We start from the raw sequence: 22,320 nt of genomic DNA on the forward strand, positions 1-22,320 counted from the left end.
CTCCCGGTTCGCCAGACCGCAGGGCACCGGGCCGCCCGCCGCCATGCTACGAGCCGGCCGGCCGCGCTCGCGGCGACGAGGCGACCCTCGGGTGGGCCAGCACGCGTGCGACGCCGCAGGTCACGGCCGTTGTCGGCCGGTGCTCGACGGTCGTCCTTAAGAATCGCTTTCGTCGTAGGGATCCGGGACCGATGGACCCTGTTCGAGGCGGGGGCGAAAGCTACAGTGGGGCCACGATGAAGCCCGTACCCCCATTCCTGCGTCTTCCCCGCGGCGAGTGCCTGTGAGTGCAGCGCGGGCGAACGCGGGTGCCGTGCCTCGACGGCGAGGGGTGTTCTCCAGGCGCCCCGAGCAGACCGTCGTGGGCGCCGGCGGCCGGTACGGCTTCGCGTACCTGCCGGCGGACAACGTGTATCTGGACTCCGCATGCCAGACGCTTCGCCCGCAGCCGGTGATCGATGCGCTCAACGAGTACTACCTGACCTACAACGCCTGCGGTGAACGGGTGGCCTACGAGTGGGGCAGGAAGGTCGACGAGCGGGTGGGGCAGACCCGCGCCGCGGTGCTCAAGGCGCTGGGCCTGCCTGCGCGCCGGTATACGACGTCCTTCACCCTCAACACCACCTACGCCCTCAACCTCCTGCTGCAGCAGCTGCCGGCGGGACGCTACCGCCGGGTGGTGACCACCCACACCGAGCACAACTCGGTGTTTCTGAGCACGATGACCTTCGCGCGGCGCGAGGGCATCGAACGCCTGCTGCTCGACCGCGACGGATCCGGTGCGCTGGTCTACCGCGACCGCGACCTGGCGGGCGCGCTCGTGGTCGTCTCGGCCATGAACAACGTCGACGGTGCGCCCACGGTGGGGCTGGCCCAGCTGGTCGCCGACGTCCGGCGGGCAGGCGGGACGACCGTCATCGACGCGGCACAGGCGGTGCCGCACGGGCTGTCGACGGTGCGCGGGCTCACGCCGGACGCCTTGTGCTTCTCCGCACACAAGGTCTACGGCGCGTCGTTGGGCGTGGTCGCCGCATCCCACGAGCTCCTGGGAAGTCTCGAGCTGTCGTTCGTCGGCGGCGGTCAGGTCGCGCACGTGACAGCGTCGGACTTCGATCTGCTGCCCGAGCTGCACACCCGCCTGGAGGCAGGGCTGCAGCCGTGGGGCGAGATCATCGCCCTCGGCGCGGCGCTGAGGTGGCTCGACGGCTACCAGGACGGCACCGGGGAGCGGTGCGAGGCACGCGAGGAACGTCTCTCGCAGGCCCTGGTCGACGGCCTGACCCCGTTGCCGGGGTGCACGGTGCTCAGCCCGCGGGGCTCCTCGCTGGTCAGCGTGCGTCCGGACCGGGTCGACGGGCACCGTCTGGCCGCCTTCCTCTCGCGGGCCGGGATCATGGTGCGCAGCGGCTACTTCTGTGCCCACCACTGGCTCCAGGAGCTCGAGACGCACCCGCCCCTGGTGCGGTTCAGTCTGGGTGCGCACAACACCGATGAGGACGTCGAGCGCACCCTGGACGTCATGGACCGCCTCATGAAGGGCCTGTAGTGCTCTGCGTCGCCGCGTTCGTGGTCCTGCTCGTCCTGGGCGCCGTCTCGGCCAAGTACCGCGCGCTGCTGCGCCGGGCATGGGGCTGCGTCTCGCGCAGGGTCACGTTCCGGCCGTGCGACACGAGCTTTCGTGAGGACGTGAAGAACTCCCTGCTCGCGCCCCTGGCGCTGCGATCACCGCGCCTGGTGCGGCCCGCGAGCATCGCGATCGAGGTCACGGCCTGGGCGATGGTGCTCTCGCTCGTGGTCAGCGGTTACGTCGTCGCCCGCAGCGGGCTGAACCTGGTGGCCTACGGCACCTGCAACAAGGAGAATCCGCAGGCGTGCTCGCTGTCCGCCACGCAGGGATGCAGCATCGACTCCCAGACACCTACCTTCGCGGCGTCCCTGCTGGACGGCGACGTCGTCGGCGCCTTCCGCAACGAGTTCTCCTCGCTCGCCGACACGATCACGGCGGTCCCGGGCCGGTTCAGGACCTGGGACGGTGCCCAGTACGCCACCTCGCACGCCAGCTACCTGGGCGGCTACCGGGACGGCCTTCCCACCGCGCTGGAGGTGATCGACCCGGGCTGCCAGTTCTGCGCCCAGCTGTTCACCAACATCGAGGAGTCCGGGTTCGCCGAGGCGAACAACCTGACCTACATCGTCTATCCGATCACCTTGTCGTTCGTGCCCAAGTTCGCCAACTCTCCTCTGGTCGCCCAGTACCTCACCGCGATCCAGCTCCTCGAGTCCGCCGACGGCGCGCCCGCCGACGACCCGACCGACTGGTTCATCCTCGAACAGGTCTTCACCGGGTCGCGTGAGGACGGCACGGGATGGCAGGTCTGGCTCAACGAGCAGGCCTCGCCCGAACAAGCCGAAGCTCAGCTGCAGGCGTGGCTGGCCGAGGCCGGGTATGACCAGGACGCGATCAGCGAGGTGGACGCCCTGGCTGACTCGGCGCGGGTCGAGGAGGCGATCGCTCAGGGCAGGGCCGTGGTGGAGGACGAGATCCGCACCCTGACCGTGCCCACGCTCATCGCCAACGGTGACCTGCACCTGGGCGTCGTCGAGACCACGGACCTGGAGGCCATGCGCTGACGTGCATGGCCGTCCCGACGTCGACCAGGGCATGGACCCAGCTGCCCAGTGGCGGGAGGCTCGAGGCAGTCGAGCCCGCCCGGCCGCTTGCCGGCACCCGTCGGGGTAGATGAAGGTCTGCTGAAGACCATCCCCGCCGCCCGTGGCCGGCGCAGGAGTCCGCATAGCCTCGACTCGTCGCGGCAGACCACCGGACGGACCGAGGAGACACCGACCCTGCCCGCCGACGCCCTGGACGGGCGCATGTCACGAGCCGCAGACCTGCGACCAACGAATGACGGCGACCGGACTCGGGTGGCCGTCCGAACCCACCGGCGCATCCGAGACACGACGGGAGGAGCTCGTGGCCGCACAGCCGTACCCACGCTCGGACCGCCAACCGGTGAGCCGCGTCGGCGCGCCCGGGACCAACCCGCCCCACACGTCCGCCATGGCCGGGTGGGTGGACGGTGGAAGCCCTTCGGGCCAAGGGCAGCGCCGAATGTCGGCGCTGCCCTTGGCGTCTGCGACGGGCCGCGGTCGTGCCACCCAGGGGTGACCTGACGCGCGATCGCCCGGGCGGTGAGCCGGCCTCGCGCTACGCACCCGAAGGGCTGGACGACTCGTTCACCACCGGCACCCTCACACCGGTCGAGGAGGGCGCCGAGGCCACCACACGCCTGCCCTCGCTCGGCGCACTGGGATGGCTGCGCTGGGCGTGGCGTCAGCTGACGTCGATGCGGGTCGCTCTGCTGCTGCTCATGCTGCTGGCGACCGCGGCGGCACCCGGCACGATCTTTCCCCAGCGAGCCCAGGCCCCCGAGGCGGTCGCGACCTTCCTGACCGACAACCCCACCGTGGGCGAGCTGCTCGATCGCCTGGGGTTCTTCGACGTGTACGCGTCGGTGTGGTTCTCGGCGATCTACCTGCTGCTGTTCGTCTCCCTGGTCGGGTGCATCCTGCCGCGCAGCCGTGCGCACCTGCGGGCGATGCGCGCCCGCCCACCACGGGTGCCACGCCGGTTCGACCGGTTCCCCGCCCAGGCCGTGCTCGAGGTGGACGGCAGCCCGCAGGCCGTGGCCCGACAGGCTGGCGCCGCGTTGACCGGCACGCGGTGGCGGCGACGGTTTCGGGTGGACGTGCGCGAGGAGGGCGACGGGATCTGGAGCGTGGCCGCCGAGCGCGGCTACCTGCGCGAGACCGGCAACCTGGTGTTCCACCTGGCCCTGGTCGGTCTGCTGGTGTCGATCGCGGTCGGCCAGTTCCTGCACTACCGGGGCCAGGCGATCATCGTCGAGGGCCGGGCGTTCGCCAACACCCAGGCCGACTACGACACCTTCGAGTCCGGTGCCGGATACCAGGCGTCCTCGCTGGTGCCGTTCTCCCTGCGCCTGGACGCCTTCGAGGCCCGGTTCGACCCGGCGACGGCGCTCTCACGCGACTTCACGGCCTACGTGACCGTCACCACACCGAGCGGGGAACCGACCGAGCGGATCATCAAGGTCAACGACCCGCTGACGATCGACCGGGCGAAGGTCTACCTGCAGGGCAACGGCTACGCCCCCCAGGTGAGCGTGCGCGACCGTGCCGGTGAGGTCGTGTTCGCCGGGACCGTGCCGTTCCTGCCGCAGGACACCGTGTACACCTCGCGGGGTGTCATCAAGGTGCCCGACGTCACCACCGGTCCGCAGATCGGCCTGCAGGGGGCGCTGCTGCCCACCGCCGAGGAGGTCTCCGAGCAGGTCTGGCGCTCGGTCTACCCCCAACCCGTCGACCCGCTGCTGGTGCTCGCGGTCTGGACCGGTGACCTGGGCCTGGACGACGGCATCCCGCAGAACGTCTACCAGCTCGACACCTCCGGCCTGGACCAGGTGCTCGACGACGAGGGCCAGCCCGTCACCTTGTACCTGCGCCCCGGCGAGAGCGTCGACCTGCCCGACGGCCTGGGCACGCTCACCTTCGAGGCCCTGCCGAGGTTCGTCGCGCTTGACCTGCGCCACGACCCGTCACTGACCTGGGTGCTCGTGTCCTCGCTGCTGGCGTTCGCCGGCCTGTCGACCTCGCTGTTCGTCCCACGCCGACGGGTCTGGCCGCGCCTGGCCCCGGCCGGAGAGACCCGAGGCCACGAGCGCACGGTGGTCACCGGGGCGGCACTGGCACGCGGCGACGACGTGGGCCTTCAGGAGGAGCTCGACCGGGCAATGGACCTGGTTCGCCCAGCAGGAGCCGGCCAGCGCCCCGGCCAACAGGAGAGGACCGGACATGCCCCTCGGTGACATCAGCACCCTGCTCGTGTGGGGCGCGGCGACCGCGTTCACGATCGCGCTGATCGCACACTCCGCCGCGCTGGCCCGCGTCGCGGACGCATCCTCGCGCGAGCACCGGCAGGCCGCGCTCGCCACACCCGCGCGCCGCGCAGGTGACCCGTCGGCGAACAGCCCCGCCTCTGGCGGCGTGGCGACAGTCGCGGTCGCGAGCCCCGACTCAGGTGACCAGGGGCAGGCATCCGATGGTGTCGCGTCGTGGCGGTCGACCGGCATCGCCCGCTCGACCACCTATCTCGGTGTCACGCTGCTGCTGGTCGGCATCGTCCTGCGCGGACTGGCCGCCGGTCGCTGGCCCACGGCGAACATGTACGAGTTCACCCTGGTGGGGATCCTGGTCGCTGCCCTGGTGCACCTGGCCGTGCGGCGCACCCGCACGATCCCGTTCCTCGGTGTCGTGGTGATGGGCATGAGCGTGCTGGCACTCGTGCTCGCCCTGAACGCGTTCTACATCCGAGCAGACCAGGTCCAGCCCGCCCTGCAGAACTACTGGCTGGTCATCCACGTCGGCGTCGCGATCGCCGCGACCGGCATCTTCACCGTCGCCTTCGCCACCTCCTTGTTGCAGGTCCTGCAAGACGCCCGACAGACCGGGCGGTCGCACGTGGCCACGTCGTGGCGTGCGGCCGACGGCCTGCGCCGTGCCCTGTCCCGGTGGCGGATCACCGGCCCGGCATGGTCCTGGCTGAGCACCGTCCCGCCCGCACGACAACTCGAGGCGTTGTCCTTCCGGCTCAACGCCGTCGGGTTCGTGCTGTGGACCTTGACGCTGATCGGCGGCGCGATCTGGGCCGAGCAGGCATGGGGCCGCTACTGGGGCTGGGACCCCAAAGAGGTCGCGACATTCGTCGCCTGGGTCGTGTACGCGGGATACCTGCACGCACGCACCACCCGCGGCTGGGCCGGCCGACGAGCCGCCTACTTCGTCTTCGTCGGGTACGCCGTAGTACTCGCGAACTTCACCGTGGTGAACCTGCTCGTCGCGGGCAAGCACTCCTACTCAGGCATCTGAGCCGAACGCCCCCGCTGCCCTCCCGGAGAGCGAGGGGCTCTCCGTTCGCAGTGCGGCTCTTCAGCCTGCTGCCAGGCGCCCTCGCGGGCTCGGGCGTTGTCGTACGGTGCTGTGTTCTCGGATGCTGGGCGGGGGATGGACGCGCACAACCATCGGCGCTCAGTACACGCGCCAGCGCCCGACGTCGCTCGACGCCTGCGTGACCCAGTCCTCGGGCCAGCAGCCGTGCGTGCTGAGCAGCTCGCGGGTGAAGTCGCTGATCGGGGGCCATGAGCTGCGCGGGGGCAGCTCCGCGGCCTGCACCTCGAGGAGGATGAGGTCACCGGTCTGGGGGTCCTGGCCGATGGGAACGAGCCTGGCAGGACAGTAGATGGCCGACAGCTCAGCGATCGCCGTCATAGCCGCACTCAGGTCGCCCTCCGCCCGATCCAGCAGGAAAGCAAGGGTGGCGTAGTTGCAGCACAGGGTTGGCGGGGCGGCCGAGTCCAGGGTGGGGTTGTAGGTGTCCCACCACGTCAGCACCCCCGCGGTGACGGACGTGGGGCGGTCGGGGCTGCTCTTGCCGAACAGCGACCGTAGCGGCCAGGCTCCGGTACGGATCGCCTCGGCGGCGGCCTGCGCTTGCGCGAGTGCCTTGGTATAGTTGACGCGTTGGCCCGTGAAGTTGTCGAACTGAAAGCTCGTGCGGTACTTGTCGAACGTCGTCTTCATCTCGAAGACCGCCACGGCACCCGTCGTACAGTCCCAGAGCACGAGGTCGGCATCCCCGCCGCCTCCCGGCACCTTGGCGCGTACTCTCCACTCAAGTCGCCCGTGCCCGGTCAGGCGCCCCCCGAGCCAGTCGGCCGCGTAGGCGAGGGTGGAGCCCACCGTGCGGCTCCACAGGCTTTCGTGTCGGCGCATCAGGATGGACAAGAAGCTCAGGCACGGATGCAGCCCGTGAAAGCCGAAGAACCAGGGGATGTACAGGTCACCAATCTTGATCAACGGGGCGACCGCGCTCCAGGCGACGCCTTCGGCTGGAGTCAGCGCTTGGCACGCCAGCAGGGCTGAGAACGTCTCGTCCGAGTACGGAGGGGCAGGTGATCGGTAGTCGTTCCACAGGCTCAGCAGCTCGCCGTTGGTGAACCAGGCCGGCGGAGTGTGCAGGAGGTCGATGAGGAAGGCCTGGAACTGTGGCAAGTCATCGAGGTCGAACCCGAGCCCGTCGGCGAGCCTGTCCCAGTTGCGCGGGTGGCTCTTGCGGAACACGTCCAGGTCTGCGTTCGCTGCCGACAGGATGATCTGGACCAACTTCTCCCGAGAGTTCGGCAGGGCGGTGAGGGCCGCGCGGTCGGGGGGAAGAAGGTGGTTCTCCGCTCGCCAGGCCACCAGATGCAGAGCCGAGCGCCGTGCCGCAGGCGCCAGGCCGATCTCGACGGAGCCGTCGTCACACTCGAAGACTCGCCATCGTCCGTCCTTCAGCGATCCGAGCTGGTGCCGCGTGCGGAACATGGCACGGTACTGGTCCAGCACGGCCTCGACATCGGGGTCGACCGCCAGACCGAAGTGGAAGTAGGGCTTCCGGTCCTGCGGCGCCCTCGCCAGAGCAGCGACGAGGCTGTACCAGTTGACGTTGTGATCTGCCGAGCTCTCGACGGGTATGTGGTCGACGATCGTGTTGCCGTAGACCCTGGCGGCGTGCACGAGCATCGGGACGAGGTACCCAGCGTCCAGCGAAGGTAGCTCGGGTGGTGCCGCCCCGAAGGAGTCGAGGACCTGCTCGAGGCCACCGATGAACGCCCGCTGCAGGTTCGGCGCAGGCTTCCTCGCAGTGGTGTTCGGCACGTGTGTCCTGTCCCTTCTTGCATCGGCACCCACGTCCTCTTGGGGGAGGTGCCGAGGACATCGTGCATCAGCGCTGCCCTGGTCGACGGCGCTCAGGAACCTGTCGAGGTCGCTTGTCACCGATGGTCGGGTCACGTGGCATCCGGGACCCGGCGCCACGCCTACTGCTTGCTCGTGTCGGCGAAGTGCTCTCATTGGTAGACGTAGTCGGTGATGTACACCGCGACGACCTGCCCGTCGTAGGCCTCGGCCAGCTGTGCGGTGAGTTCGGCCTTGAGGGCCTCGCGTCCCTCGGGGGAGCTGACTTGGTCGAGCGGGAGCATCGAGTACAGCGCGATCATCCGGTCCAGGGCCATGGAGGGGTCGAGGTCCTCGACCACCTCGGCCGTGAGCTGCAGACCCAGCCCGAGTCTGAGGTACCGGCCGTCGGCGAGGTTGATGTTGATCGGCTCGACGGTCTGGACCGCGCCCAGCTCCACTTCGGGCTGGTCAAGGGAGTCGGCGGCGTCTGGTCGAAGAAGGAACCAGTACACGGCGCCGGCCGTCAGCACGACGAGGGCCAGCAGGACCAGCGTGCGCCTGCTTCTGGGCTTGCGCGGCACCGTGGTGGGTGCAGTGGTGGTATCCGGGGCGCTGGCGCGGTCGCGGGCGGCACCGGCCTGGATTCGGTTGCTCTGGCTGATGATCCGCTGCTCGGGCACGGACGCTCCTGACCTCGGGGGACGAGCGGGGTCGCTCTACTTCGGCCCGATCGACGTGTCCGATGCGCGGATGAGCGCGGTGAAGATGAAGATCCGACTGAGGTTCTGCCCGTCGGATCGCCCGGGCTCACTCTGAGGTGTCGTCCCCGAAGACCCTGCGGCGAAGCCGGACGACGAGGACGAGCAGTGCCGCGGCGACGACCGCCACGATCATTAGCGCGGTGACGGAGCTCGGGCCCCACCGCCAGGCGGCCTGGCCCTGGCTCGTCCCTACCGTCTCGGGGGCCGGGGCCGGGGTCGTCGGGCTCGGGGTGGGTGCCGTGGTCGCCTCCGCGGCCTGGGTCGGGTCGTCGAGGGCGGTCCCGGTGGCCGAGGTGGCGGTGAACGCGAACTGTCCGGACAGCGGGTGCCCGTCGGCCGAGGTCATGCGCCACTGGACCGTGTAGGTGCCGGTCGGGCGAACCTCGGCCAGGGGCTGGGCGATCTGGGTGTCGGTGATCACGGCCTGGCCGTCGGAGATGTCCGCGCCGTCCGGACCGAGCACCTGGACCAGGGTGCCGAGCGGCTGGGGTGCCTCGTTGAAGGTCAGCACGACCTGGACCGGTGCGACCTCGACGCTCGCGCCGTCGGCCGGGTCGGTCTCGATGAGACCGGAGTGCGCCCAGGCGGCGCCCGCGCCGGCGGCTGCCAGACCGAGGGCCAGGACCGCGGCGATGGCCAGCCGACAGGCCATGGCCCGTCGGCGGGACACCTGGGCGTGGGCGACCATGGGCACTCCGATCACTGGACGGGGGACTCGGCGACGACGTCGCCGACCAGGGAGTTGAGCGTGGACTCCTCTGCCAGGCCCACGATCCGGGCGGCGACCCGGCCCTGGTGGTCTAGGACGACGGTGGTGGGCACCGCTTGCAGTGGCACGACGCCGGACAGGGACGCCACGGCCAGCCCGTCGCGGTCCTCGATGGAGGGGTAGGGGATGTCGAAGGTGTTCTGGAAGGCCAGCGCCGCACCGGCGGCGTCCTCGACGTTGATCCCCAGCACGCGCACGCCCTGCTCCGCGCGGTCGCGTGCGAGGGTGGCGAGTGTGGGTGCCTCGGCCCGGCAGGGTGGGCATGCGGCGTACCAGGTGTTGATCACCAGCACGTCCCCGAGCCAGTCTCCGGTGTCCACCGCCCGGCCCTCGTAGTCGGTGCCGGTGACGACCACGGGTCCTGGCCGCTGGCCGGGCTCCCAGGTCCGCACGCTGCCGTCTTCGGAGACGTAACCCGGACTGGCGGCGGCGTTGTCGTCAGCACCTGGGGTGCACCCCGTCGAGACGGCTGCCAGCGCGCTAGCAGCGGCGACCAGTGCCGCGGTGCGTGCGGCGCGCGTGATGGGATAGGGCATCGGTTACCTCCCGAGCAGTGGCGCGGGGTTGATGGTCGACCCGTTCTGGTAGACCTCGAAGTGCAGGTGGCACGCGGTGGACAAGCCGGTGTTCCCGGAGTAGCCGATCAGGTCGCCCTGGTTGACCTGCTGCCCGGTCGAGACGGTGAAGCTGGTCATGTGGTTCGAGCTGCTCATCAGTGGCTGGCCGTTGACGCTCCCGTAGTTGAGCATCACCTGGTTGCCGAAGCCGTTGCGCCACTGGGCCCACTGCACGGTCGCGTCGCGTGGCGCATACAGCGGGGTGTTGCAGTAGGTGCGCAGGTCGATGCCCGCGTGCAGGCGCTCGTAGCCGAGGATTGGGTGCAGACGCATGCCGTAGTTCGACGTGACGTACATCGGGTTGATGGACGTCGGGTTGGCGAAGATCGCGCCAGTGCTCGACGACGGCGGGGGTGCGGCCGGTCTGTCCGGGGTGGCGGCTGCTGCACGCTGCTGCTCGGCGATGATCGCGGCCAGCTCGTCCTCGAGCGCGGCGCGTTGACGATCGGCCTCGGCCTGCTCGGCCTCGGCCTGGGCCTTCATCCCGGCCAGACGCTGCTGGGTGGCTTGCTGCTGGGCGATCAGGGTCTCGATCTCGTCCTCACGTGCGGCTGCCTCGACCCTGGCCTCGTCGGCGCGCGCGACCTCGACGTCGGCCTCGACCTTCAGCTCGGCGATCTGGTCGGTGACTGCGGCGAGCCGTGCCTCGGCGTTGCGCGCGGCGGCGCCCATGGTGGTCAGCTCGTCGAGCACCCGGGTCTGCAGGCGCTGTGCGGTGGCGGTGGCCTGCATCGCCTGGGTGAACTCCTGCAGGTCCTGGGCGTCGAGCACGACCGCCAACGTCGAGGCCTGCCCGCCGTCCATGTACGCCTGGCGGGCCAACTGTCCGACGCTTGCGCGGACTTCGTCCTCGCGCGTGGCCATCGTGGCGATCTCCTCACCGATCGCAACCTGTTCGTTCGTGGCGTCGGTCAGGCGGGTCTGGAGCATCAAGGCTCGACGCTCGGCCGCCTGCAGCTCGTCTTGTGCCAGTCGGAGCTGCTCTTGCGCGGCAGGCAGCCGGGCCTCGGTCGCAGCCAGGTCGGCGACCGCCTGGCCCAGATCGGCCGACAGGCCCTCGATCGACGCCCGGAGCTCTTCCGAGCGCTGCTGCGCGGTGTTGGCGCGCTCCTGCGCCGCGCGGCGTCGATCGTCGAGCTCGTCGGCGGCACCCGTCGACGGCACCAGACCGACGACGAGTGCGCCCGTCACGAGCAGGGCCGCTGCGCGGCGCAGGTGGCGCCGACGGCGGACGCGGACCGGTGGGACCCGGGGGGACGAAGACATTGCTGCGACGTTAGGTCGTGCCGGCGTGTGTGTGATCGTGGCCGCGCCGGCCTTCATCGTTCCTTCATCGCCCTGAGGCGGCGGCCGTCTCCGGCTTCAGTGAAGGCGGGTGCGTGAGTCCGATCAGACGTGCGCGACGTCGGTGTCGTGGATCACGTGTCGATCTGGGTGTCTCGCTCGTGCAGACGTGCGGGCTGTGCGGGAGCCGGGTCGGTGCGGTCCGCTGGTGCGGCCGGTAGGTGCAGGGTGAAGGTCGCGCCCATGCCTGGGCCTGGGCTGGCCGCGTCGAGCGAGCCGTCGTGGGCCTCGGCCAGTGCCTTGCTGACCGTCAGCCCGATGCCTGAGCCGCCGTGGTCGCGGTCGCGGGCGGTATCGGCGCGGTAGAACCGGTCGAACACGTGGGGCAGGTGCTCGGGGGCGATGCCGTCACCGGCGTCCACCACGGCGATCGTGACCCCGCCGCGTTCGGCGCGTACTCGGATGACTACGGCGCCGCCCGGGGGGCTGTGCCGTAGGGCGTTCTGCAGCAGGTTGGCCAGGACCTGCCCGATCCGGTCCCGGTCGACCCGCACCGTCGGGGTGCGGGTGGCCGTGTCGAGCTGCAGGAAGACGCCTTTGGCGTGGTAGGCGGGGTTCGCGGCAGCGGCCGCGGCCCGGGCGAGGTCGGACGGCAGCACCTCGGCCCTGTGGAGCGGCAGCCGGCGCTCCTCGGCGAGGGAGACCGCCGAGACGTCCTCGGCCAGGCGGCTGAGCCGGTTGACCTGGTCGCGCAGCACCTGCAACGTCGCGGCGTCAGGGGGACGTACTCCGTCGTCGATCGAGTCGACGTACACGGTCAGCGTGGTCAGCGGGGTGCGCAGCTCGTGCGCCAGGTCGGCCAGCAGGCGCCGGCGGGTGGTGTCGACCTGCTCGAGGCGTTCGGACATCGCGTTCACGGCGGTCGCGAGCTCGTCGAACTCGGCACCCAGGCCCGGCACGGGTACGCGCCGGTCGTAGGCACCGCCGGCGATCCGCCCGGCGGCCACCACGATCGGGCGCAGCGAGCGGGTGACCCGTCCGGCGATGGACAGGCTCAGTGCGGTCGAGACCAGCAGCGCTACCGCCAGGGCCGCGGCCAGGGAGAACCCGCCTGCGGTGGTGAACGCGATCTCGGCGTGCTCGGTCGCGTCGTCGTCGCTGTGCTGGAGCAGGTTCTCGTGGAAGATCCCGGGGCCGATCTGTGAGGCGACCGCCCATGCGGTGATGACGGTGACGAGCGTGACCGCGGTCAGCACGACGAGCAGGCGTAGCGCGACGCCCCAGTGCCGTGCCGGTCGCCTGATCATCCCTCTCCCATCTGGTAGCCGATGCCGCGCACGGTCCGTACGAAGCGCTGTGTGGCGGCGTCGTCGCCCAGCTTGCGTCGTAGGTGCAGCACGTGGACGTCGACCAGGCTCTCGTCGCCGTACCAGTTCGAACCGCGTAGGGCCTCGATGAGGGCCCGCCGTGAGAGCGCCTCCGTGGGGCGCGACAGCAGGATGGTGAGCAGGTCGAACTCGGTTGGGGTCAGGTCGACGAGTTCACCGGCGAGGGTCACCCGCCGGGCGGCGGGGTCCACGACCAGGTCTCCGACCTGGTTGGGCATGGGCGGCAGCTGGCCGGGTGTGCGCGAGCGTCGGAGCAGCGCACGGACCCGGGCCAGGAGCTCGCGCGGTCGAAACGGCTTGGTCACGTAGTCGTCCGCGCCCGCCTCCAGCCCGCGCAGGACCTCCGCCTCGTCGGCTCGCGCGGTCAGGATCAGCACGTACGCGTCGGAGAACTCCCGCAGCCTGCGGCATACCTCGATGCCATCGAGGGACGGCAGCCCCAGGTCCAGGATCACCACATGCGGCGCGGACGTACGCGTGGCCTCCACGGCGCGCGCACCGTCCCGGACGATCATGACGTCGTACCCGTCCATCCGCAGGTAGTCGGCGACCGCGGCGGCCAGGTCGGTCTCGTCCTCGACCACGAGCGCGCGCAGACGCTCGTGCTCCGAAGTCGAGTCGCGCCACTCGTGTCCGTTCGTCATGACCTCACCGTGCCACGCGCAGAGCGTGTGACCGGCCCTGGAGGTAGCACCCACCTGGTGGCTTCATCGGGTCTTCATCGCGAAGGTGCGCGGTGTCGCCAAGGCGGAGATGGCTGCGTGGACCGATCGGGGACCGACCCAGCGTGGGACGACGGCCCGATAGTGGTCGTAGGCCTGGCCGAAGTGCACGGCGAGTGCCCGTTCTTCTGCGGCGATCTGCCAGCGGTTCATCGCGGCGACGAACCCGGCGACGGGCAGCAGGCTCACCCACGAGCGGCGCGCCTGGGCGTGGGCGAGCAGCCCGCCGGCCATCCCGACATACATCGGGTTGCGGGTCAGCCCGTTGGCCCCGGTGGTGACCAGCGCGCTCGTCGCGGCGGGCGCCGTCGGGTCCACGGTGGTGCCCGAACGCCGGAATCGGGCCACCGAGTCGGCGATCAGCCACGTGGACGCCGAGGCCACCAGTGCCGCGGCGAGGAGCGAGCTCGGTGAGGGGCGTCTGTCGGACCGAGCGGCGATCATGAGCTGGGCGCCGGTGGCGGCGGCGGCGATGAGCACCGGGGGCACGCGCCGTTCGCGTGTGAGGCCTCGGGGTGCGGATGGCTGCGTCGGTGTCATCGGTGCTTCTCTCGTCAACGGTGCGGTCGTTGCGGTGCCCCGCCCCTCGTCGCCCCTTGCAGCGTCGATCGGGCGGCGGACCAGTGTGCTCGCCCGGGCGGTTCGCACGCTCGTGCGGTGACGACACGCTCCTGGCCCAGGGGGTCGGCCAGGGAGCGTGTCGCCACATGACGACGATAGGCGTGTGGCCGGTGCCCGCCTCGCGACTCAGGAGCGCGCGTGGGTCAGGCTTCACCGAATCTCAATCGACTGAACCAGCCGGTGGTACCCGTGACCGGCCTACGGTGAGGGCGGCCGAGGCGGATGTCCGGGCACGCCGACCCCGGCGGTTCCCGACCGCTCCACGAGCCCGCGACGGCGGGCGCGAGAACACGTTCGAGGACCAGTGCTCCAGGTGTTGGCAGCCCCCGCGGTCACGCCCGCGGACACCACGGCGCCGAGCCCGCGCCGGGGCGTGCTGCGGCTGGGGCTCGCCGCGGTCGGCGGGGTGCTGGCCGACGTCGCTTTTCCCGACCGGGGCTGGTGGCCGGTCGGGTTCGTCGCGGTCGCCATGCTGGTCCTGGCCGGATCGCGCGGCGGTGGGCGGACCACGGCCCTGGTCTGGTTCGCCTGGGGCCAGACCTTCTTCCTGCTGCACTTGGGATGGGCACGCGAGGCGGCAGGACCGGTGGCGTGGGTGGCGTTGTCGGTGCTGCAGGCCGGGCTGCTCGCCGTCGCCGGTGCCCTGTGGTCGTGGGCCGATCGCGCTGCGATCCTGGCGCGCCGACCGATGCTGCGTGCGCTGGTGTTCGCCTCAGTCTGGGTCGCCGGTGAGCAGCTGCGCTCGGTCTGGCCGTTCGGGGGCTTCCCGTGGGGACGGTTGGCGTTCTCCCAGACCGACGGCCCGCTGCTCTCCCTGGCCTGGCTCGGCGGGGCGCCGCTGGTCTCGTTCGCGGTGGCGTTCATCGGCGCCCTGCTCGCCCTGGCCACGGTTGCTGCAGGTCGCCGCGCCGCGCGCCGAGTGCTGGTGGCCGCCGCGCTCACGGGGGCGATGCTCGGACTCGGCACGCTCATCCCGTTGGGAGTCGAGCCCGAGGCGGGCACGCTGCGCACCGGTGTCGTGCAGGGCAACGTGCCCGCAGACCGGGGCCGGCCAGATCGCGCCGAGGTCGTACTGGCCAACCACGTCCAGGGCACCGCCGCCGTCGCGACCCAGGCCCCAGGTGGGCTCGACCTGGTCGTGTGGCCGGAGAACGCCTCCGACGTCGATCCGCGGACGAACGCCGACGCGGCTGCGCAGGTGTGGGAGGCATCCGATGCGGTGCGCGCGCCGATCCTGGTCGGCACCGACCGCTACGAGCCCGAGGGCCGCTACAACGACATCGTCGTGTGGGACCCCGAGCGGGGTCCGGTGGACTCCTACGCCAAGCAGCGGCCGGCGCCGTTCGGAGAGTACGTCCCGCTGCGAGGCCTAATCCGGGTGTTCTCCTCCCAGGTCGACCGAGTCGAGGTCGACATGGTCGCCGGAACGGCGCCTGCGGTCGTCGACATCCCGGTAGTACGACTGGGTCGTGCGGTGCCGGTCGCGACCGTGATCTGCTTCGAGGTCGCCTTCGACGACCTGGTGCGCAACGCCGTACGCCAAGGCGCACAGGTCCTGGTCGTCCCCACCAACAACGCGTCGTTCGGCTGGACCGCCCAGTCCACCCAGCAGCTGGCGATGTCCCGGCTACGGGCGGTCGAGACCGGCCGCGCGACGATCCAGGCCTCGACCGTCGGAGTCAGCGCCGTGATCGAGCCCGATGGGACCCTCGTGCAGCGCACGGACCTGTTCACGCCCGCGACGATGACCGCGGACCTGCCGCTGCGCACGTCGCTGACTCCAGCGGTCCGAGCCGGCCCCGCACCGATCATCCTCGCCGTGCTGATCGCAGCAGCCGCGGCCACCAGCGGCGCCGCGAACGCGTGGCGCCGTCGAGCCGACCGATCCAGCAGGCCCGCATCCCAAGCACACACCCCAGCTAGTCCCGAGCACGAGGAGTACCAGCCGACATGACCCCCAAGCGCACCAGGTCCGCCAAGTCGCGCAAGTCGGCCAAGCCCGCCAGGTCGAACAGGTCGGCCAAGCCGGCGCAGGTCGCCAAGCCGGGCAGCCGGCCGCAGGGGCCGACGCCTCGGCCCCAACGGCGCGCGCCGCTGATCCTCGCGCTGGCCGCCGTCCTGGTCACAGTCATCGCTGTCGCCATCGTGGTGGCGCGTCCCTGGCAGGACTCGCAGGACCCCGCCACGGCTGGCGACCCGCAGGCACCCGATCAGGCGGGGCTGGTCGTGCGGGAGGACTCTCGACGCCTCAACGACGTGCCGGACTCGTCGGTCACGTTCGTGGAGTTCCTCGACTTCGAGTGCGAGGCGTGCGGCGCGGTCTACCCGGCGATCGAGGAACTGCGCAGCCAGTACGGGGACCGGGTGTCGTTCGTCATCCGGTACTTCCCGCTGGACAGCCACTTCAACTCCCAGCGGGCCGCTCGCGCCGTGGAGGCCGCCGCGCAGCAGGGCCAGCTCGAGGCGATGTACGCGCGGATGTTCGAGACACAGGCGCAGTGGGGCGAGTCCCAAGAACCGAAGGACGACCTCTTCCGCCAGTACGCACAAGAGCTCGGCCTGGACATGGACACCTGGGACGCCGCCTACGAGGCCCCCGAGACACTCGAGCGGATCGAGCGCGACATCGCCGACGGCCGCGCGCTGGGCGTGGCGGGAACCCCGACGTTCTTCCTGAACGGCGAGCTCTTCGAGCCTCGTTCGGCCGCAGACCTGACCGAAGCGCTCGACCGGGCACTCGCGCAGTGACCAACGCCGGGGAGGGCGTGGCCCGGCCAGCGAGCGCCTCGACCCCGGGCCGACCTGACGCCGCCCGGGACAGCGGACCGTCGACGACCACCGTCGCCTGGGTTCACCTGGTCGCCGGCCTGATCGGGTTCGCCGCGTCGTTCGTGCTCGCCGTGGAGAAGTACTGGCTGCTGACCAACCCCTTCTACCAACCCAGCTGCAGCCTGAACGAGGTCGTCTCGTGCGGCCCGATCATGAGCTCGGTCCAGGCAGCGGTACTGGGGTTCCCCAACCCCTACCTCGGCATCGCCGGGTTCGCCGTGGTCGCCGCCACCGGTGCGATGCGCCTAGTAGGCGGGCGCATCGCGACCTGGTACCGGGCCGCGCTGCTGACCGGTGCCGTTGCCGGTTCGGCACTGATCATCTGGCTGATCACTCAGAGCCTGTTCGTCATCGAGGCGCTGTGCCCGTACTGCATGGTCGTCTGGGCAGTCACGTTCACCGTCCTGTGGTACTCAGTGCTCGACCTCGTAGCCGCGACAGGCCGTCGCCGCACGGGGTTGGCTGGGCCCGCCACGCGAAACCACGGTGCTGTGCTCGCGTGCGGACTTGCAGCGCTCGCGGTGCTCGTGGTCGCCGTGTCGGTGACGTGGTGAGGCGGCTCCGCTTGGCCGACGCCAGGGCTCGCCGCCCGGGGACGGGCTGGGTCCGACACCTCCAGGTGTGCCACGGCCACTGGCAGCCACCGGCACAACCCGAGCCTGCGCCACGACCAGCCGAGACCTCGAGCCATGCCTGAGCTGGCGCTGACCGTCCGGGCGGACATCGGCGACGTCTTCGCCACGACCGCGTTCTCCGGGTCCGCGATCCTGGCCGTGCTCGTCGCGCTCGTCGCGGGCATCGTCTCCTTCGCCTCCCCGTGCGTCTTGCCGCTGGTGCCGGGGTATCTGGGCTATCTGGGGGGTCTGACGGCGCAGACGGTCCCAGGGCCGAGCGGCGCCGTGACCGCTCCCGCGGCCCGGACCGCGGGACGGGGCCGCCTGGTGCTCGGTGTGGCGCTGTTCGTGGCCGGCTTCGCGGCCGTCTTCGTCGCGCTGGGTGTGCTGGCCGGCTCGTTGGGTGCTGCGGTGCTGCGGTGGCAGGACCCGGTGACCCGTGCGCTGGGTGTGGTGGTCGTGGTGATGGGTGTCGCGTTCCTCGGCGGCATTGGGTTCTTGCAGCGCGACACGCGCTCTCGTCGGCGCCCGCCTGCCACGCTGTGGGGTGCGCCGGTGCTTGGTCTGGCGTTCGGGTTGGGATGGACGCCGTGCATCGGGCCGACGTTGGCGGCGGTGCTGGCGCTGTCGCTCGAGGGCGGGTCCGCCGTGCGTGGTGCCGTGCTGTCCGGCGCGTACGCGCTGGGCCTGGGTCTGCCGTTCGTGCTCGTCGCGTTCGGTGTCCATCGCAGCACTCGGCTGCTGACGTGGGTGCGACGGCACCGGCTGACCATCACCCGCGTCGGTGGGGTGTTGCTCATCGTGATCGGCGTCGCTCTGATCACTGGGTTGTGGGGCCGGTGGGTCCAGGCTCTGCAGGGCCTGATCGTCGTCTTCCAGCCGCCGGTCTAGGCCAGCCGGGTCAGCAGCGCGTCCTTCAGCAGGTCCATCTCCGTCTTCGCGCGGCGGGCGCGTCGGCAGACGTACGTCTCACCGAAGTCCGACCGGAAGCAGGCCGCCGCGGTACGGACGAGGATCGCTCGTGGTAGCCGGGCGGGCAGGGCCCGCCTCAGCAGGGTCGGGCGCAAGCCCTTGTCCCGCAGACGGGCCACATAGCCGGTGGAGTCGTCCATCGCCCGTGTGATGGCGGCGCTGTCGGTGGCGATCTGCCGGTGGCCGGCCCCGCCTGCGGCGTACACGGCATCGGTGAGGGCGACGACCAGCGCCCCAGGTGCGTGAGCCGCCAGATGCCCATCGGTGAGCTGAGGGCGGTCGGGAACCCGGCCTGGCGCAGCAGACCGGCCAGGCGCACGACGCGCGTGGTGCGCCGTCCGGAGATCTCGCCCAGCGTGGTCCGCAGGATGGACGTGGGGGTCGCCGCGGCATGCAGCACACGGGCCGGGTCGATGCTGCCGCCGGCACCGGGGAAGCCCGGCAGGAGCCTGCCGGGTCCGACGAGGCCCTCCCACGCCTCGTAGTCTCCGGGGCCGTTGATCAGCGTGACGATCGTGGGAAAGTCGACGGGTGCGGCGTGGTGCAACGCCTGCTCCACCTGGTCGTAGCGCACGCAGACCCTGGCGACGTCCCATGACGAGGCGCTCGGCACGGTGTCCACCACGGGCAGCTCGATGCTCTCGACGGCGCCTCGGAGGCTGCAGCGCACCCCCGCGCTCACCTGGTCCAGCCGTCGCCCGCGTGCCACCAACGTCACCGAGATCCCGGGACGGTTGCGAGCGACACCGCGTACAGGCTGCCGATCACTGCTCCCAGCACCAGGATCCGGACCTCCCCGCCCATCGTCTGCTCTCCCTCCGTCGTCACCGGGCCGGGCCAGGACCTCCTACATCCACCTCAGGGCGCGTGTCCGGTCAATCCGGGTCAGGCGACCAGTGTGGGGGTGTCCCGAGGCCGGGGCGGAGCGTCCTCGTGGTCGATCCCGGCGTGCTCCTGGCCGGGCTGGAAGCGCAGGAGCCGCAGCGCGTTGGCGACCACGAGCAGGGTGGATCCTTCGTGGATGAGCACGACGGCTCCGATGTTGAGCCCGGCGAAGGTGGCCGCGATCAGGAGCAGGACGATCGCGAGGCTGATGACGAGGTTCTGGCGGATGATGCGGCTGGTGGCGCGGCTCAGGCGCATCGCGAACGGCAGCCGGCCGAGGTCGTCGCTCATCAAGGCGACGTCGCAGGTCTCCAGGGCGACGGTCGAGCCCGCGGCGCCCATCGCGATCGCGACGTCGGCGCGGGCCATGGCCGGCGCGTCGTTGACGCCGTCGCCGACCATCGCGATCAGCTGGTCGCCGGCGGACATGGCGGCGATGTGCTCGACCTTGTCCTGGGGCATCAGCTCGCCGAAGGCGGTGTCGAGCCCCACCTGGCGTCCGACCGCGTCGGCGACCTGCTGGTTGTCACCGGAGATCATGACCAGCCGGCGCACCCCGGCCGCGCGCAGGGCGCCCAGCACGTCGCCGGACTCGCGCCGGGGGGTGTCCATCACCCCGAGCACGCCGAGGAAGCGCGACCCGCGGCGCACGACCATCACGGTCTGCCCGTCGCCCTGAGCGGCCTCGGCGGCCGCGGCGACATCGGCCGGCAGGTCGATCTGCTGCTCGGTGAACATGCGCGGGCTGCCGATCTCGACCAGGTCCTGGCCGATCCAGGCCCGGACCCCGCGGCCGACCACGGCGTTCAGGTCGCTGGCCGTGAGGCGATCGTCGGGGGCAACCAGATCGGTCAGGTCGCGCACGATCGCGCCGGCCAGCGGGTGGTCGCTGAGCTGCTCGACCGCCACCACCGTGCGCACCAGCGTGTCCTGGTCCTCGTCGACCGCGAACACCGAGGCCACCTGGGGTCGTCCCCAGGTCAGGGTGCCGGTCTTGTCGAACGCGATCGCCCCGACCCGCCCGAGCGTCTCGAGCGGGCCACCGCCCTTGACCAGCAGACCGGCCCGCGCCGCGCGGGCGACCCCGGCCAGTACCGCGGCCGGAGTGGCGATGGCCAGCGCGCACGGACTGGCCGCCACCAGCACGGTCATTGCCAGGTAGAACCCGTCCACGAACGACCACCCGGCCACCACCATCGCCACCACCAGGGTCGCCGCCACCCCCAGGACGACGGCCGGGACGTACCAGCGCTGGAAGCGGTCGATGAACCGCTGCGTCGGAGAGGTGCCCTGGTCGGCCATCCGCACCAGCTCGATCACCCGGCTCAGCGTGGAGTCGGCGGCCGTGGCGGTCACGGTGATCTGCAGCACGCCGGCGCCGTTGACGGTGCCGGCGAACACGCGATGGGCCGCCTCGATCGTCTCGATGCTGCGCAACGCCCGCGCCGGGTCGTCGACCGCGACCTTCTCCACCGGCATCGACTCACCGGTGACGGCCGACTGGTCGACCGCCGAGGCGCCGGCGGACACGAACCCGTCCGAGGGGATGCGGGAGTTGGGTCGCACCACCAGCACGTCGCCGACACCGATCTGCTCCACCGGGCGCTCCTCGGTCTGTCCGTCGGCCAGCCGGACCATGGCGGTGCGCGGAGCCAGCGCCGCCAGGGCGTTGATCGAGCGGGTGGCCCGGCTCATCGCGTACTCCTCGAGCGCGTGCCCGAGGCTGAACAAGAACAGCAGCACCGCGCCCTCGGCGAACTTCCCGATCAGCCCCGCACCGATGGCCGCCACGATCATCAGGAAGTCGACCTCGAACCGCCCGCCCCGGATCGAGCTGGCGGCCGAGCGGATCGTGTAGAACCCGCCAAGGACGTAGGTCGCCAAGAACAACGCCAGCGGCGCGCCGCCAGGAAGGTCGAACACGTACTCCCCGAGCATCCCCGACAAGTAGGTGACCCCCGAGGCGATCGCAAAGCCCAGCTCCCTACGGGCCGACCCCGCCCCGTCGGCCTCGGTGCCGTGCCCGTGCTGTCCGTCCACATCCGCGCGTGCGCTCATGCCCACACGATGCAACACGACATTGTGATATGTCAACATCGTGATGGGTACAGCACTCGTGCGGCCGGCGGTGGGCACAATGGTTCCCATGAGCATCACCCAGCCCGCGGACGCGACGCCCGGAGTGCTGACCCCTGACGAGGCCGAACGCCTCGCCACGGTGATGCAGGGGCTCGCCTCACCCCTGCGGCTGCAGATCCTGTCCGTGCTGCGCACCGGACCGGCCAGTGTCAGCGAGCTGTGCACACGGCTGGGCGCGGCCCAAGCCCTCGTCTCCAACCACCTGCGCCTCATGCGCCACCTCGAGCTCGTGACAGGCAACCGCGACGGCCGGCACATCTACTACACGCTGTTCGACGAGCACGTCAGCGCCGTCTACGACGAAGCCGTCCGCCACCTCGGCCACACCGAACGCGCACGCTAGCCAGGCACCACGCGTCACACACTACGGGCGACCAGACCGACTCGCCCGGACAGTCGTGGGCTCTGTCCACAGGCAGGCACGAAGACTTGACGGGTGACCGCGTGCGCGAGCACCGTTGACGCCCTTCTAACCGACCCCGCCCCGGTCGGGCGCACTACGCCCGGAGCCCCGACATCCGACGGCCTTCGTGGATGCGCGTCGATGACCGGGAAGCGGCGGATGGGTCCCTGTGCGACCCTCGGCGGCGAGGACGTCGGTTCTCTGCCAGGTCGTGGTCGATGACGGGACCGTCGCTCGCCCGGCGGGGCGATCGAGTGACGCCAGGCGCCCAAGAGTGTCGAGTGCCAGGCGACCCCGGGTCGTCATGGACACCGTGCTCCGCCGTCACCTAGGGCAGGCTGCGCGAGCGTTCCTGGGCGCGTACGGGGGGACGAAGGGGGACGTAGTGACTAGTGGCGTTTCCGCAGGTGAGGTGTCGCGCGCGGCGAGAGAGATGAGGCCGGAGCCGGGGAAAGTCGGCGGTGCGGAGCTGATTGGGGGACAAATCGGGGGACGACCATGCGTGACCTTCACGCCGTATCA

20 protein-coding genes are annotated in these 22,320 nt (G+C 71.0%); 9 read left to right on the forward strand and 11 right to left on the reverse strand.

The window, feature by feature from the left end:
* The first annotated feature begins 331 nt into the window (after nucleotides 1–331).
* The 4 genes from K5O09_RS08065 to ccsB all read left to right on the forward strand — a co-directional run bounded on the left by K5O09_RS08065 (nucleotide 332) and on the right by ccsB (nucleotide 5,946).
* On the forward strand, nucleotides 332–1,546 hold the full coding sequence (locus K5O09_RS08065; RefSeq protein WP_255596208.1) for an aminotransferase class V-fold PLP-dependent enzyme: 1,215 nt from the start codon (nucleotides 332–334) through the stop codon (nucleotides 1,544–1,546).
* Nucleotides 1,546–2,631, forward strand: coding sequence for a hypothetical protein (locus K5O09_RS08070; protein WP_222172246.1), 1,086 nt, complete (start codon nucleotides 1,546–1,548; stop codon nucleotides 2,629–2,631). The genes K5O09_RS08065 and K5O09_RS08070 overlap by 1 nt, the downstream gene beginning before the upstream one ends.
* A gap of 521 nt (nucleotides 2,632–3,152) precedes the next feature.
* Nucleotides 3,153–4,886: a cytochrome c biogenesis protein ResB gene (locus K5O09_RS08075; protein ID WP_255596210.1), complete on the forward strand. Its 1,734-nt coding sequence runs from the start codon at nucleotides 3,153–3,155 to the stop codon at nucleotides 4,884–4,886.
* Nucleotides 4,873–5,946, forward strand: coding sequence for a c-type cytochrome biogenesis protein CcsB (gene ccsB, locus K5O09_RS08080; RefSeq protein WP_222172247.1), 1,074 nt, complete (start codon nucleotides 4,873–4,875; stop codon nucleotides 5,944–5,946). The genes K5O09_RS08075 and ccsB overlap by 14 nt, the downstream gene beginning before the upstream one ends.
* A gap of 159 nt (nucleotides 5,947–6,105) precedes the next feature.
* Here the strand turns inward: ccsB and K5O09_RS08085 are convergent, their stop codons facing one another.
* The 8 genes from K5O09_RS08085 to K5O09_RS08120 all read right to left on the reverse strand — a co-directional run bounded on the left by K5O09_RS08085 (nucleotide 6,106) and on the right by K5O09_RS08120 (nucleotide 13,824).
* Nucleotides 6,106–7,773, reverse strand: coding sequence for a hypothetical protein (locus K5O09_RS08085; RefSeq protein WP_222172248.1), 1,668 nt, complete (start codon nucleotides 7,771–7,773; stop codon nucleotides 6,106–6,108).
* Nucleotides 7,774–7,964: 191 nt separating this feature from the next.
* Nucleotides 7,965–8,474, reverse strand: coding sequence for a flagellar basal body-associated protein FliL (gene fliL / locus K5O09_RS08090; RefSeq protein ID WP_222172249.1), 510 nt, complete (start codon nucleotides 8,472–8,474; stop codon nucleotides 7,965–7,967).
* A 127-nt stretch (nucleotides 8,475–8,601) separates the two neighbouring features.
* Complete coding sequence (locus K5O09_RS08095) at nucleotides 8,602–9,243, reverse strand: copper resistance CopC family protein (protein ID WP_255596321.1); 642 nt, start codon at nucleotides 9,241–9,243, stop codon at nucleotides 8,602–8,604.
* A gap of 11 nt (nucleotides 9,244–9,254) precedes the next feature.
* Entirely contained in the window at nucleotides 9,255–9,860 is a 606-nt protein-coding gene (locus K5O09_RS08100) for a TlpA disulfide reductase family protein (protein ID WP_222172251.1), read from the reverse strand.
* A gap of 3 nt (nucleotides 9,861–9,863) precedes the next feature.
* Nucleotides 9,864–11,132: a M23 family metallopeptidase gene (locus K5O09_RS08105; protein ID WP_255596214.1), complete on the reverse strand. Its 1,269-nt coding sequence runs from the start codon at nucleotides 11,130–11,132 to the stop codon at nucleotides 9,864–9,866.
* Between the two features lie 227 nt (nucleotides 11,133–11,359).
* Nucleotides 11,360–12,532: a cell wall metabolism sensor histidine kinase WalK gene (locus K5O09_RS08110; RefSeq protein WP_222172252.1), complete on the reverse strand. Its 1,173-nt coding sequence runs from the start codon at nucleotides 12,530–12,532 to the stop codon at nucleotides 11,360–11,362.
* On the reverse strand, nucleotides 12,529–13,257 hold the full coding sequence (locus K5O09_RS08115) for a response regulator transcription factor (RefSeq protein WP_222172253.1): 729 nt from the start codon (nucleotides 13,255–13,257) through the stop codon (nucleotides 12,529–12,531). The genes K5O09_RS08110 and K5O09_RS08115 overlap by 4 nt, the downstream gene beginning before the upstream one ends.
* Before the next feature lie 63 nt (nucleotides 13,258–13,320).
* Nucleotides 13,321–13,824: an isoprenylcysteine carboxylmethyltransferase family protein gene (locus tag K5O09_RS08120; protein ID WP_222172254.1), complete on the reverse strand. Its 504-nt coding sequence runs from the start codon at nucleotides 13,822–13,824 to the stop codon at nucleotides 13,321–13,323.
* Between the two features lie 445 nt (nucleotides 13,825–14,269).
* Here K5O09_RS08120 and lnt point away from each other — a divergent pair, with 445 nt between their 5' ends.
* From lnt to K5O09_RS08140, 4 genes are all read left to right on the forward strand, one after another.
* Nucleotides 14,270–15,910, forward strand: a complete 1,641-nt coding sequence (gene lnt / locus K5O09_RS08125) for an apolipoprotein N-acyltransferase (RefSeq protein ID WP_255596217.1) — start codon at nucleotides 14,270–14,272, stop codon at nucleotides 15,908–15,910.
* The gene (locus K5O09_RS08130; protein ID WP_222172255.1) at nucleotides 15,907–16,704 is read left to right on the forward strand and encodes a thioredoxin domain-containing protein; all 798 of its coding nucleotides are present in this window, start codon (nucleotides 15,907–15,909) and stop codon (nucleotides 16,702–16,704) included. The genes lnt and K5O09_RS08130 overlap by 4 nt, the downstream gene beginning before the upstream one ends.
* Nucleotides 16,701–17,339 (forward strand): vitamin K epoxide reductase family protein, encoded by a 639-nt coding sequence (locus K5O09_RS08135; protein ID WP_222172256.1) that lies wholly within the window; start codon nucleotides 16,701–16,703, stop codon nucleotides 17,337–17,339. The genes K5O09_RS08130 and K5O09_RS08135 overlap by 4 nt, the downstream gene beginning before the upstream one ends.
* A 135-nt stretch (nucleotides 17,340–17,474) precedes the next feature.
* Nucleotides 17,475–18,290, forward strand: a complete 816-nt coding sequence (locus tag K5O09_RS08140; protein WP_222172257.1) for a cytochrome c biogenesis CcdA family protein — start codon at nucleotides 17,475–17,477, stop codon at nucleotides 18,288–18,290.
* Here K5O09_RS08140 and K5O09_RS08145 read toward each other — a convergent pair.
* The 3 genes from K5O09_RS08145 to K5O09_RS08150 form a co-directional block, all read right to left on the reverse strand.
* The gene (locus K5O09_RS08145) at nucleotides 18,287–18,511 is read right to left on the reverse strand and encodes a hypothetical protein (protein WP_222172258.1); all 225 of its coding nucleotides are present in this window, start codon (nucleotides 18,509–18,511) and stop codon (nucleotides 18,287–18,289) included. The genes K5O09_RS08140 and K5O09_RS08145 overlap by 4 nt on opposite strands.
* Nucleotides 18,448–19,089, reverse strand: a complete 642-nt coding sequence (locus K5O09_RS19535; protein ID WP_370635550.1) for a ketopantoate reductase family protein — start codon at nucleotides 19,087–19,089, stop codon at nucleotides 18,448–18,450. The genes K5O09_RS08145 and K5O09_RS19535 overlap by 64 nt, the downstream gene beginning before the upstream one ends.
* Nucleotides 19,090–19,256: 167 nt before the next feature.
* Entirely contained in the window at nucleotides 19,257–21,404 is a 2,148-nt protein-coding gene (locus tag K5O09_RS08150) for a heavy metal translocating P-type ATPase (protein ID WP_255596218.1), read from the reverse strand.
* On the opposite strand from K5O09_RS08150, the gene K5O09_RS08155 reads away from it, so the two are divergent.
* Nucleotides 21,403–21,738 carry a helix-turn-helix transcriptional regulator gene (locus K5O09_RS08155; RefSeq protein WP_222172259.1) on the forward strand — a complete coding sequence of 112 codons (336 nt, stop codon included), beginning with the start codon at nucleotides 21,403–21,405 and terminating at the stop codon, nucleotides 21,736–21,738. The genes K5O09_RS08150 and K5O09_RS08155 overlap by 2 nt on opposite strands.
* Nucleotides 21,739–22,320: the final 582 nt, after the last annotated feature.

Source organism: Cellulomonas sp. C5510 (assembly GCF_019797765.1).
Taxonomy (GTDB): domain Bacteria; phylum Actinomycetota; class Actinomycetes; order Actinomycetales; family Cellulomonadaceae; genus Cellulomonas.

Excerpts from the sequence above, each read along its gene's own strand:
- K5O09_RS08140 (WP_222172257.1), top strand. The coding sequence starts at position 17,475 with ATGCCTGAGCTGGCGCTGACCGTCCGGGCGGACATCGGCGACGTCTTC.
- K5O09_RS08130 (WP_222172255.1), top strand. The coding sequence starts at position 15,907 with ATGACCCCCAAGCGCACCAGGTCCGCCAAGTCGCGCAAGTCGGCCAAG.
- K5O09_RS08110 (WP_222172252.1), bottom strand. The coding sequence starts at position 12,532 with ATGATCAGGCGACCGGCACGGCACTGGGGCGTCGCGCTACGCCTGCTC.
- K5O09_RS08155 (WP_222172259.1), top strand. The coding sequence starts at position 21,403 with ATGAGCATCACCCAGCCCGCGGACGCGACGCCCGGAGTGCTGACCCCT.
- K5O09_RS08100 (WP_222172251.1), bottom strand. The coding sequence starts at position 9,860 with ATGCCCTATCCCATCACGCGCGCCGCACGCACCGCGGCACTGGTCGCC.
- K5O09_RS08095 (WP_255596321.1), bottom strand. The coding sequence starts at position 9,243 with ATGGTCGCCCACGCCCAGGTGTCCCGCCGACGGGCCATGGCCTGTCGG.
- K5O09_RS08150 (WP_255596218.1), bottom strand. The coding sequence starts at position 21,404 with ATGGGAACCATTGTGCCCACCGCCGGCCGCACGAGTGCTGTACCCATC.
- K5O09_RS08145 (WP_222172258.1), bottom strand. The coding sequence starts at position 18,511 with ATGGACGACTCCACCGGCTATGTGGCCCGTCTGCGGGACAAGGGCTTG.
- ccsB (WP_222172247.1), top strand. The coding sequence starts at position 4,873 with ATGCCCCTCGGTGACATCAGCACCCTGCTCGTGTGGGGCGCGGCGACC.
- K5O09_RS08115 (WP_222172253.1), bottom strand. The coding sequence starts at position 13,257 with ATGACGAACGGACACGAGTGGCGCGACTCGACTTCGGAGCACGAGCGT.